The following is an 11,423-nucleotide window of genomic DNA, read 5'->3' as shown; positions in this document are numbered from 1 at the left end:
TATGTTTTTTATTCTCAGCTGATAATTTCATGCTGAATGATAATGGCGTTATTTATTATTCCTTCACTCAATGGATTAGTTCGGTGTTTTTAATGAAAGAGCTAATCCATTGCTTGTTTTAAAAGCTATGTTTTATTAATGACTGGTCGTTTGTGAAATAATAGTGATAGAATAAACTCCGTAATCTTTATTAGAAATATTTTTATTAAAAGTTCTTATTCGAACAGCTAACGTGATTCAAGGAATGTATCATGGCGAATATTATTTATCTTTCACTTAATGGCGATAAACAAGGGTTGATATCAGCAGGGTGTTCCACCATGGCGTCGATAGGCAACCTGCATCAGTCTGGACACGAAGATGAGATTTTTGTTTACGAATTAAATACCAGCGTTATGCGGGAAGATAACGTCTCATTCTATCCCCTTCAAATCAGAAAACCCATCGATAAATCCACGCCGTTATTATCCCAGGCTTTGGGCGATAAAGAAAAATTAACCTGTGATCTGTCTCTTTATCGGACAGCCATGGCGGGCGGTAATGAACTGTATTTTAAAATAAGGTTATTAGGGGGCATTATTTCTGGCATTAATGCTGTGTATCCTAATTCTTTAACGCATAACGATTTGCAGCCGAGTGAAAGCGTATCTTTTAAGTTTAACACCATCGAATGGGAACATGTGGCTGCACGCACCAGTTCCTATCTGTTTTGGCAAGATACCGTTATGTGAAGTGATGACTGATTCATTTTATTCTGGCTATTTCTATTTTCCTGCTTGCTGCCCGTAAATAAGGGGGCATTGAGGACTTTATGAGTAAACGTTCGGAGATTGTTGATGGTCCAGCGGCAACGTTGAGCAAGCGTGGACTAATTTATACCGAAGTGCTTGGCTGGGTTGATTTAGGTCATGCCCAAGGCAACGATATCAGATCGTTACTACTTCAATTTGAGACCGGTGAGAGTGGGGGCAGGCCTTATTATGATGTGACATACTTTCAGGATATGCGGAAATTTAATAAAAAAATCGGTACATCTAAATATACCGTCTGGCGCATCAAAAAAGGTGTATCGCGTAGCGAGCAGTTCAGTATTGCGTTAGCGATGATGATGAAAGTAGCTTATCGCTTTGAGGGGTTACAGGGGGCTTTCCCGTTTAGTCTTATGACGGACAGCGGGTTTAGCGGCGAAGATTTAGTCTCAGATTTATTGGGTTTTTATCGGGCTGTTGATGGTATGCATTATTTCTCTGAGCTTAAGCCGATTAGCAGGGATGAGGCATTAAAACGCTGGGATTTTTACGGTCCTATCGGTGCGTTTAAGAATCAATCATTCCGGCCACTGATCTTCCCCGATCCGGAGAAGACCCCGAATGCTCGGCCCTATTTAGGGGTTTTGCCTGCATTTATGACGACAATAAAGCCTTATGCTCCGATTCCATCTGAAAAGGTGGGTATCGCGGTTGATGATGGATCCGAAGTGATTCTGCGCTATTTTGGAGGATAAATGGCGACGCTATACCGTTTGCTGCGGAATTTGGCCATTACCAGTGCCGTCGTGGGACTGCTGCTATTTTGGTTTTTTTCAGGCTTTGATCTTGAAAGTAAACACTACACCATGGAAGACAAAGCCCTCTACGAAGAACTCACTGACGATATCGTCAAAGGTGTACCTCGTATATCGGAGGTTTATCAGTTTGTGAACGCACCTCAAGAGGGCCCTGCATCGGAAGTGAGCGCAGTGTATTTTGAAAACACCGTGGATATTGCCTCATTGAGAGACTACCTTATTTCCATCGGCTGCACCCTTGAGAAGGTGGAGGGAAACGGCGAAGAATGGTTGAGCAAGGATAAAACGAAAACGGTAGTGATTTTTGTCGACGCGAAGGGAAGAAAGGTCGGTATGGAAGTTGTGCTGCCAAGAAGACTGTGATGGTGACTGTTGACAACCCTTCGCCTGCGTCTAATCAAGCAACGGTTTTTGTTGTTTTTTACCGCCATCTGTTTCACGACTGTAAAACTTACATTTTTATGCCGATTAATAGCTAAAACCTTCTTGAGTTTTCCTCTAACTCCCCGCCATGCCTGAATTGTTGCAATTTAGCTCTCTGCTGTTTTTAGTCTTTTTCCGTCTAATACTTATGCGATAAATCACAGAAAGAGTGTGAAGAAAATCCATATCAGGGGGGATCGCGAATGAAGCGGGTATTTCTCTAACTCAGTGCTGATGCGGGGTTGTGGGAGTTATCCACCATTTCTGTGGATAACTATGTGAATTATGGATAGACAACACGGCCTAACCGAGAGCTGGCGCGGCCTGTCGCCAGGTTGACGCTATTCTCCACGGTTTTGCTAATCTATTTATTATCATATGCTTAAGTAAAATCAAGCGTCTTGAACATCAATGGGGCGTAGTTGCATAAATTAACGTCACCGGTCATCCCCGTATGTTACATTTTTACCAAATCTGGGGATAAATCATGATGATTTTATCTGGTAGATTGAATATGAATGTGCTAGCAAATTCATTTGTCGATTAATCATCCAATCCAGCGATAATTTCCTTGATGCTGTTTTTATATCCAGTATCATTGCGGTGGCGAATTTCGTCATTGGCATTCAAAATGTCATTGGCATTCAAAATCAAGTTCCGAGCATCCACCCACGAACGTCGCATTGCGCGATGGGTAATAACGATAAGTAGCGTGCTTAACGATGAGTAAAGTATTTACACTGAATTCAGACTTTAAACCGGCAGGCGATCAGCCTGAGGCCATTCGTCGTTTAAAAGAGGGTCTGGAAGACGGGTTAGCGCACCAAACGCTGCTTGGGGTGACGGGCTCAGGTAAGACGTTCACGATCGCCAACGTCATTGCCGACCTCAATCGGCCGACGATGATGTTGGCACCGAATAAAACGCTGGCAGCCCAGCTGTATGGCGAAATGAAAGAATTCTTTCCTGATAATGCCGTCGAGTACTTCGTCTCGTACTACGACTATTATCAGCCAGAAGCCTACGTTCCAAGCTCAGACACCTTTATTGAAAAAGATGCGTCGGTTAACGAACATATCGAACAGATGCGTCTTTCTGCAACAAAAGCGCTGCTGGAGCGGCGCGATGTGATCGTCGTGGCCTCGGTATCCGCAATTTATGGTCTGGGAGATCCCGATCTCTATCTGAAAATGATGCTGCATCTGACGCAGGGGATGCTGATTGACCAGCGCGCTATTTTGCGACGTCTGGCCGAATTGCAGTATGCCCGCAACGATCAGGCGTTTCAGCGCGGTACGTTCCGCGTGCGCGGTGAGGTGATTGATATCTTCCCTGCGGAATCTGACGAAATCGCGCTGCGTGTTGAACTGTTCGATGAAGAAGTCGAGCGGTTGTCGCTGTTTGACCCGCTGACGGGCCACGTCCTTCAGACGGTGCCGCGCTATACCATCTATCCAAAAACGCACTACGTCACGCCACGTGAGCGTATTTTGCAGGCGATGGAAGAGATCAAGGTTGAACTGGCCGACCGTAAAAGGGTGCTGCTGGCCAATGACAAACTGGTGGAAGAGCAGCGATTGAGCCAGCGCACGCAGTTTGATCTGGAGATGATGAACGAACTGGGTTACTGCTCCGGTATCGAAAATTACTCACGCTACCTTTCCGGTCGCGGCCCTGGCGAGTCGCCACCGACGCTGTTTGACTATCTGCCTGCGGACGGGCTGCTGGTCATTGACGAATCCCACGTCACCGTGCCCCAGATCGGTGGTATGTATCGCGGTGACCGCGCGCGTAAAGAGACGCTGGTCGAATACGGTTTCCGGCTGCCTTCGGCGCTGGATAACCGACCGATGAAATTTGAAGAATTTGAAGCACTGGCTCCACAGACGATCTACGTGTCTGCGACGCCGGGTAACTATGAATTGGAAAAATCGGGTGGTGACGTGATCGATCAGGTGGTGCGCCCCACCGGGCTGCTCGATCCAATCATCGAAGTGCGACCTGTCGCAACCCAGGTGGACGACCTGCTTTCCGAAATTCGCCTGCGTGCTGCAATTAATGAACGGGTGCTGGTAACCACGCTGACCAAGCGAATGGCGGAAGACCTCACTGAATATCTGGAAGAACACGGCGAGCGGGTACGTTATCTGCACTCGGATATCGATACCGTCGAACGTGTGGAAATCATCCGTGATTTACGCCTTGGTGAGTTCGACGTGCTGGTGGGGATCAACCTGCTGCGTGAAGGGCTGGACATGCCTGAAGTATCGCTGGTGGCAATTCTGGATGCCGATAAAGAGGGTTTCCTGCGCTCTGAACGTTCCCTGATCCAGACGATTGGCCGTGCGGCACGTAACCTGCGTGGCAAAGCCATTCTCTACGGTGACAGGATTACGGCGTCGATGGCGAAAGCGATTGGTGAAACGGAGCGCCGCCGCGAAAAACAGGAAGCCTACAACACCGAACACGGGATTGTGCCGCAGGGAATCAATAAGAAGATCTCCGATATCCTGCAACTCGGTAAACCGACGAACAAAGGCAAAGGGCGTGGGAGTCGTAAAGCGGCAGAGCCAGCAGCAGGTTATGAACTCATGACGCCGAAGGCGCTGGAGCTGAAAATCCGCGAGTTGGAAAGCAAGATGTTGACGCACGCGCAGAACCTTGAATTTGAAGAGGCGGCCGCTCTGCGCGATGAAGTACACGCACTGCGCGCACAATTTATCGCCGTATCCTAACGATGCAAGCGCTCACTGAGGATCAATGATGGATCAGACTATACCGGGTGTAGAAGTGCTGTTTGTGGCGGGTTTCGGGCCGATCGTGAAATCCCTTTCTGACAGCCATGCGCTCTATGTCGATACGCTGAAGTTGCCGCTGAAGCCTGTTGCGGAAGGGAGCGACTATCTGGTGAGCGACGAGATGGATGGCGTGAAGCATTTCGCGCTGTGGCCGCTGTCACAGGCTAGCGAGTCCTGTTTCGGGCACGAAAGTTGGCCTGCGGATCTTCCTGAACCGCAAAGCTGGCTGGAGTTCGAAGTGGCTGATATGGTGGAAGCGACCAGCACGCTGAAAGCGCAAGGCTATGTGTTACTGGTGGAAAACCGTCTTGAGCCTTGGGGACAGCAGGTCACGCGTTTCCTGAGTCCCGAAGGTATTCTGATTGGTGTGACTTATACGCCGTGGCTGCGGGATTGAGAGCCCAACAGCTGTAGCGCACGATCGATGGCCTGGCGCAGTAACTCACGGTCGTGATGGTGAGGAACATCTTCTGCGGCCAGCGCCTGCTGTACGACCAGCCGGTCGCCAATCTGGCTGATATCGACTTTTGGACCGACGATTGCGGCATCAACCACGGGTTTCCCTACCTTGTGTTCAATCCAGGATAGCTTCTCCACCAGCGTCAGACGGGCGGCGGGGTTGCTCTGCTCATTGCCCAGATTGCCGATGTACACCATAGGAGCGGGCGTGCGGCGGAGTGCCTGTGTCAGATCCTCCAGCAACAGCAGCGGCATCAGGCTGGTTAGAAAGCTGCCGGGACCAATCAAAATCAGGTCTGCTTTTGCGATGGCATCAATCGCCTCGCGCGTGGCCGGCACCGTCGGGTACAGCATCAAATCCTGCGGCAAGGCTGCCAGCTGATCGATCTCGACTTCACCATAAACGGGGTTGCCCTGTTCATCAATCGCCATCAAATCGACAGGATGCTCGGACATCGGAATTAAAAAGGCATCCACTTTGAGCAGGTTACGGAGCAGGTTAATGGCTTCCAGCGGCCGCACGCTCAGGTGATCGAGCGCTTTTAGCATCAGGTTACCCAGATTGTGCCCAGCAAGTTCACCGTTACCGTTAAACCGATACTCAAACATCGCGGACGCCACGCTGGGCGTCGTAATCAGTTGATTCAGGCAATTGCGGGTATCGCCCCAGGCAATGCCGCCTTCAGAGCGACGGATGCGGCCAGTCGAACCGCCGTTATCTGTCGTCGTGACAATGCCGGTTAGCCGTGAACCCAGGGAAGAGAGCGAAGACATCACACGACCTAAACCGTGTCCGCCTCCGAGTGCAACAACCCTGTCGAGGTCGGCCAACGTGCGATTGCGCATAGAAAACCTTATGAATGAGCCAGAGGAATATGAATAACGTGTATACCCGCCATACTTCAAGTTGCCTGTGCGTTGGCTGCGCTAAGTCACCCGAATCACTTACCTGAGTAAGCTCATCGGGATGCCTTCTCTTGCCGCCTGCCTGAAACTCGAATTCTTTAGGGTATAAGAATTGTCGCTAAGGTAGCTGATTTAACCTTAAAACGCGAAAAATCCTCACGTAGGCATGACCTGAGACAATTTCTGATACGTATTTTTCCGTATGCTGTACATCATAAGATATTGAAAACACGCTATATATTTAATTATATAGCGAATTTTGAGAGTGGTTGATTGTGCTTTTTCGCAGTAGACTGCTTAATGAAATCACGATTCTTGACTGGTTATCTCGCTGCGGTTTAACGGATAACTGATAGGAATCAAACTCCTAGCCTTGGTGCCTAAGTGATGCGCGTAGTGCGCGTGATACGGTGCCCTGGCCGTGGCCTTCGCGGTCACCAGGGTGCGAGGCAGAAATGTCTGCATCTCCCGTATTTGGAAAGGTGTTTATGGTGAGTCAACTGACTGATGCGTTTGCGCGCAAGTTCTACTATTTGCGTCTGTCTATCACAGACGTCTGCAATTTTCGCTGTACCTACTGTCTGCCGGATGGTTATCAGGCCAATGGCACTAATCCACATCGCTTTTTATCACTCGATGAAATTCGTCGCGTCAGCCGCGCTTTTGCCGAATTAGGGACGGAAAAAGTCCGCCTCACTGGTGGTGAACCGTCTCTGCGCCGGGACTTTGTCGATATCATCGCAGCCATTCGTGAAAACCCCGCGATTCGTACGCTGGCGGTCACCACCAACGGCTATCGCCTTGCGCGGGATGCCGCACAGTGGCGTGATGCGGGGCTAACGGCGCTGAACGTGAGCGTGGACAGTCTGGATGCACGTCAGTTTCACGCGATTACCGGGCAGGACAAATTCCGTCAGGTGATGGACGGCATCGACGCCGCCTTTGACTGTGGCTTTGCCAAGGTTAAAGTTAACACGGTGTTGATGCGTGATGTGAATGCGGGCAGCCTGCAAACCTTCCTCGACTGGATTAAACACCGCCCGATTCAACTACGCTTTATTGAACTGATGGAAACGGGAGAGGGGGGCGACATGTTCCGCCGTCACCACGTTTCCGGCGAGGTGATCCGCCAGCAACTGTTGCAACAAGGCTGGCAGCAGCAACAACGCGCACGCAGCGACGGTCCTGCGCAGGTGTTCTGCCATCCTGACTATCAGGGCGAAATTGGGCTGATTATGCCGTATGAGAAAGATTTCTGCCTGAGCTGCAACCGCCTGCGAGTCTCTGCCATAGGGAATCTTCATCTGTGTCTCTTTGGCGAACAGGGCATTCCGCTGCGTGATTTACTGGCCGACGATCGTCACCTTGATGATTTGAAAATGCGTATCTCGGGCGGGCTGTCGGCGAAAAAGCAGACCCATTTCCTGCATGAAGGGAATAGCGGCATCACGCAAAACCTGTCATTTATCGGCGGTTAATCCGCGACATCACTGATTCTTAAAGGAGCCTGACATGAGCAAAGTCAGCAGCGAATTTGTTTCTCTCAATCTTGCGGTTCTGACCGTTTCCGAACGCCGTACGGCGGAAGACGACACCTCCGGCGATTATCTGCGCGAAGCGGCGCAGTCTGCGGGGCATCGTATTGTCGACAGCGCCATCGTGAAAGAGAACCTGTACCAGATTCGGGCGCAGATCTCGGCGTGGATTGCCAGCGACGAGGTACAGGGCATTTTGATTAATGGTGGGACGGGCTTCACCGCAGGGGATGTGGTGCCGGAAGCCATTGGCGTCTTGTTCGACCGCGAAATTGAAGGTTTCGGCGAGCTGTTTCGCATGGTGTCGTACGAAGATATTGGTACGGCGACGCTGCAATCCCGCGCGCTTGCCGGTCTGGCTAACCAGACGGTGATTTTCGCCATGCCGGGGTCGACTCGCGCCTGTCGAACCGCATGGGAACGCATCATTCAGGAACAGCTGGATGCGCGCCAGAAGCCGTGCAATTTTTACCCGCACTTGAAAAAATCCTCTTAACGGTAAGCCTTATTCACTATGTCATCACTTAAGCCACAATTGACCCACATTAACGCCGCTGGCGAAGCCGCGATGGTGGATGTGTCCGCCAAAGTTGAAACCGTGCGCGAAGCCCGCGCGGAAGCTTTCGTTGAAATGGCACCGCAGACGCTGGCGATGATTATTGCCGGCAGCCACCACAAGGGCGATGTGTTCGCCACCGCGCGCATTGCTGGGATTCAGGCGGCGAAACGCACCTGGGAACTGATTCCGCTCTGTCATCCGCTGCTGCTGAGTAAAGTTGCTGTCGAGCTGGAAGCACAGCCGGAGCACAATCGGGTTCGTATCGAATCTGTGTGCCGCCTGACAGGAAAAACTGGCGTGGAGATGGAAGCGCTGACAGCGGCCTCCGTCGCTGCGCTGACTATCTATGACATGTGCAAAGCCGTGCAGAAAGATATGGTGATTGGTCCGGTGCGTCTGCTGGCGAAAAGCGGCGGCAAATCAGGCGACTTTACCGCGGAGGGCGTATGATTACGATTCTGTTTTTTGCACAAGTCCGTGAACTGATCGAGACAGACAGCCTGTCGCTGCCTGCCGAATATGCCACCGTAGAAGACGTGCGACAGGCGCTAAGCCAACGCGGCGCACGCTGGGCGCTGGCGCTAGAATCCGGCAAATTGCTGGCTGCGGTGAATCAGTCGCTGGTTGAGCTCACGCACCCGTTACAGGACGGCGATGAAGTGGCGTTTTTCCCACCGGTAACGGGAGGTTGATCGTGGCAGAAACGCGTATTCTGGTCGGCGAAGAGAACTTCAATGTAGGCGATGAATATCAGTGGCTGGCGCAGTGTGATGAAGACGGCGCAGTGGTGACGTTCACCGGTAAGGTGCGTAATCACAATCTGGCGAAAAATGTCAGTGCATTGACGCTGGAACATTACCCCGGCATGACGGAAAAGGCGCTGGCGGAGATTGTCGAACTGGCACGCGAGCGCTGGGAACTGCCGCGTGTAAGCGTGATTCATCGGGTGGGCGCACTCTATCCGGGCGATGAAATTGTGTTCGTTGGTGTCAGTGCTGCTCATCGCAGCGTGGCGTTTGATGCCGCCCAATTTATTATGGATTACCTGAAAACTCGCGCGCCATTTTGGAAGCGGGAAGCGACGCCGGAAGGTGAACGCTGGGTGGAATCACGCGACAGTGATAAGCAGGCCGCGCAACGCTGGTAGTCCATTTCTGTGTTAGGATAAAAGGATGGTGGGGAGAGAATATTTAATCTCGATCCTCAAACGGGCGGTTCGCGCCGCGTTAATCAGATAACTTTATGCAAAGGTAACATCATGGACAGATATCCACGCTCGGGTTCGATTGTTGAACGCTCGCAGACGGGTCTCCAGGCCTATATGGCACAGGTTTATGGCTGGATGACCTGCGGCCTGCTGCTGACGGCGTTTGTTTCTTGGTACGCGGCGAATACGCCAGCCGTACTGAATTTTGTTTTCTCCAGCCAGATTACGTTCTTCGGTCTGATAATTGCTCAACTGGGGCTGGTCTTTGTGATTTCCGGCATGGTACAGCGCCTGAGCGGTACGGTCGCTACGTCGCTGTTTATGCTCTATTCCGCGCTGACGGGGCTGACGCTCTCCAGCATTTTCATTATGTACTCCGGTGAATCCATCGCCAGCACCTTTGTCATTACGGCGGGGATGTTCGGGGCGATGAGCCTGTACGGCTACACCACGAAGCGTGATTTGAGCGGCTTTGGCAGCATGCTGTTCATGGCGCTGATCGGGATTGTGCTGGCTTCGCTGGTGAACCTGTGGCTGAAAAGCGAAGCGTTGATGTGGGCCGTGACCTATATCGGTGTTGTGGTGTTTGTCGGTCTGACCGCGTATGACACCCAGAAGCTGAAAAATATTGGCGAGCAGCTGTCTGTTGATGACAAAGACAGCTTCCGTAAATACTCCATCGTGGGCGCGTTGACGCTGTACCTCGACTTCATCAACCTGTTCCTGATGCTGCTGCGTATTTTCGGTAATCGTCGTTAATTCTTGCTCACCTATCTGGCGCGGCTCCTCGTGCCAGATAGCTTCCTACCTATCTTTCCCTCTTACCTGCTATTACGCGATATTCCGCCTGAAAATGGCGTAGGCTGCCGAGCCGGTGGTCAGCGTGATGATGAACAGCGGCCATAGACTGCCCCAGATAATGCTGAAATCCGCATCCTTGAGGTAAATCTGCTTAGTGATGTCGGTGAAGTGACGAATTGGGTTAACCCAGGTGATGTGCTGCAACCAGATCGGCATGTTCTCAACCGGTGACACATAGCCGGAAAGCAGAATCGCGGGCATCAGGAAGACGAACACGCCGATAAACGCCTGCTGCTGCGTTGAGCAGAGTGACGAAATCAGCAGACCGAAGCCGACCAGCGACAGGCCATAGATGAGCATCGTGGTGTAGAACAGCAGCAGCGACCCAGCGAAAGGGATATGGAAAATCAGTATGCCTGCCAGCAACACGATCGTTGCCTGAAACGTGGCGACAATCAGCGCAGGTACCGCTTTGCCAATAAATATCTGGCTGGTGGACAGCGGTGAAACCAGCAGCTGTTCCAGCGTGCCCTGTTCCCGCTCGCGTGCCACGGAAAGTGCCGTGACAATCAGCACGCCGATAGTGGCAATCATGGCAATCAGCGACGGCACCACAAACCACTTGTAGTCCAGATTCGGGTTATACCAGTGACGTACCACCAGCTCGCTGTTGTTTGGATTGGACGTGTTCTGATTCGCGCCGCTTTGAACCGGTCTGGCCGCTAGCAATTCCAACTGATAATCCCGCACGATGTGCTGCACGGCGTTGGCGGCGATCTGTGCGCTGTTAGAGCGTCTGCCGTCCAGAATAAGCTGAAGTGATGCGCTGTTCCCGCTGGCAATATCGCGCGAGAACTGCGGCGGGAAACGCAGAATGAGAAGAGCGTGCTGATTATCCAGCGTCGGTGCAATATCCTGCGAGTTATGCAGCATCAGCACGTGAGAAAAGGACTTGGCCTTGGCAAAGCGCTGTGTCAGTTCTATGGCGTGGGGGCCGCTGTCTTCGCTGTAAATCGCAATAGTCGCATTGGTGACGTCGAGCGTTGCGGCGAAAGGAAACAGAGAAACCTGAAGGATAACGGGCAGCACCAGAATGGATCGCGTTTGCGGATCGCGCAGCAGCGATTGCAGCTCCTTAATAATCAACGTCCACAGACGATGCAGCATA

At 51.6% G+C, this 11,423-nt stretch carries 13 protein-coding genes and 1 riboswitch; of the genes, 11 read left to right on the top strand and 2 right to left on the bottom strand.

The annotated features are described in order from the left end of the window. The first annotated feature begins 251 nt into the window (after nucleotides 1–251). The 5 genes from QWJ20_RS02850 (at nucleotide 252) to QWJ20_RS02830 (ending at nucleotide 5,185) form a co-directional block, all read left to right on the top strand. Nucleotides 252–731 carry an Hcp family type VI secretion system effector gene (locus QWJ20_RS02850; protein ID WP_095699083.1) on the top strand — a complete coding sequence of 160 codons (480 nt, stop codon included), beginning with the start codon at nucleotides 252–254 and terminating at the stop codon, nucleotides 729–731. 80 nt (nucleotides 732–811) lie between these two features. Next, nucleotides 812–1,504, top strand: a complete 693-nt coding sequence (locus tag QWJ20_RS02845) for a hypothetical protein (protein WP_219680182.1) — start codon at nucleotides 812–814, stop codon at nucleotides 1,502–1,504. After that, nucleotides 1,505–1,930: a hypothetical protein gene (locus QWJ20_RS02840; protein WP_109412086.1), complete on the top strand. Its 426-nt coding sequence runs from the start codon at nucleotides 1,505–1,507 to the stop codon at nucleotides 1,928–1,930. Nucleotides 1,931–2,712: 782 nt separating this feature from the next. Further along, nucleotides 2,713–4,725 carry an excinuclease ABC subunit UvrB gene (gene uvrB, locus QWJ20_RS02835; RefSeq protein WP_433991786.1) on the top strand — a complete coding sequence of 671 codons (2,013 nt, stop codon included), beginning with the start codon at nucleotides 2,713–2,715 and terminating at the stop codon, nucleotides 4,723–4,725. A 28-nt stretch (nucleotides 4,726–4,753) separates the two neighbouring features. After that, nucleotides 4,754–5,185 carry a glyoxalase gene (locus QWJ20_RS02830; protein ID WP_433992374.1) on the top strand — a complete coding sequence of 144 codons (432 nt, stop codon included), beginning with the start codon at nucleotides 4,754–4,756 and terminating at the stop codon, nucleotides 5,183–5,185. Here the strand turns inward: QWJ20_RS02830 and yvcK are convergent. After that, the gene (gene yvcK, locus QWJ20_RS02825) at nucleotides 5,161–6,093 is read right to left on the bottom strand and encodes a uridine diphosphate-N-acetylglucosamine-binding protein YvcK (RefSeq protein WP_039484424.1); all 933 of its coding nucleotides are present in this window, start codon (nucleotides 6,091–6,093) and stop codon (nucleotides 5,161–5,163) included. The two genes, QWJ20_RS02830 and yvcK, sit on opposite strands and share 25 nt — an antisense overlap. A 412-nt stretch (nucleotides 6,094–6,505) precedes the next feature. Further along, nucleotides 6,506–6,654: riboswitch (molybdenum cofactor riboswitch) on the top strand. Here yvcK and moaA point away from each other — a divergent pair. The 6 genes from moaA to QWJ20_RS02795 all read left to right on the top strand — a co-directional run bounded on the left by moaA (nucleotide 6,642) and on the right by QWJ20_RS02795 (nucleotide 10,213). Continuing rightward, a complete protein-coding gene (gene moaA, locus QWJ20_RS02820) occupies nucleotides 6,642–7,631 on the top strand; it encodes a GTP 3',8-cyclase MoaA (RefSeq protein WP_226301985.1) in 990 nt (329 codons plus the stop codon). It overlaps the preceding riboswitch by 13 nt. A 34-nt stretch (nucleotides 7,632–7,665) precedes the next feature. Next, complete coding sequence (gene moaB, locus QWJ20_RS02815; protein WP_010297666.1) at nucleotides 7,666–8,184, top strand: molybdenum cofactor biosynthesis protein B; 519 nt, start codon at nucleotides 7,666–7,668, stop codon at nucleotides 8,182–8,184. Between the two features lie 18 nt (nucleotides 8,185–8,202). Beyond that, nucleotides 8,203–8,697 carry a cyclic pyranopterin monophosphate synthase MoaC gene (moaC, locus tag QWJ20_RS02810; protein ID WP_262252553.1) on the top strand — a complete coding sequence of 165 codons (495 nt, stop codon included), beginning with the start codon at nucleotides 8,203–8,205 and terminating at the stop codon, nucleotides 8,695–8,697. After that, a complete protein-coding gene (moaD, locus tag QWJ20_RS02805) occupies nucleotides 8,694–8,939 on the top strand; it encodes a molybdopterin synthase sulfur carrier subunit (RefSeq protein ID WP_433991785.1) in 246 nt (81 codons plus the stop codon). The genes moaC and moaD overlap by 4 nt, the downstream gene beginning before the upstream one ends. A gap of 2 nt (nucleotides 8,940–8,941) precedes the next feature. After that, on the top strand, nucleotides 8,942–9,394 hold the full coding sequence (moaE, locus tag QWJ20_RS02800; protein WP_433991784.1) for a molybdopterin synthase catalytic subunit MoaE: 453 nt from the start codon (nucleotides 8,942–8,944) through the stop codon (nucleotides 9,392–9,394). A gap of 111 nt (nucleotides 9,395–9,505) precedes the next feature. After that, nucleotides 9,506–10,213, top strand: coding sequence for a Bax inhibitor-1/YccA family protein (locus QWJ20_RS02795; RefSeq protein ID WP_095699095.1), 708 nt, complete (start codon nucleotides 9,506–9,508; stop codon nucleotides 10,211–10,213). 72 nt (nucleotides 10,214–10,285) lie between these two features. Here QWJ20_RS02795 and QWJ20_RS02790 read toward each other — a convergent pair whose 3' ends face one another. Continuing rightward, nucleotides 10,286–11,422 (bottom strand): ABC transporter permease, encoded by a 1,137-nt coding sequence (locus QWJ20_RS02790; protein WP_433991783.1) that lies wholly within the window; start codon nucleotides 11,420–11,422, stop codon nucleotides 10,286–10,288. Between the last annotated feature and the right edge of the window lies 1 nt (nucleotide 11,423).

The sequence above is a fragment of the Pectobacterium sp. S5 genome, from assembly GCF_051707265.1.
GTDB lineage: Bacteria > Pseudomonadota > Gammaproteobacteria > Enterobacterales > Enterobacteriaceae > Pectobacterium > Pectobacterium polare.
Note: the sequence above shows the minus strand (reverse complement) of the source record. Positions and strands in the feature narration are given on the sequence as shown.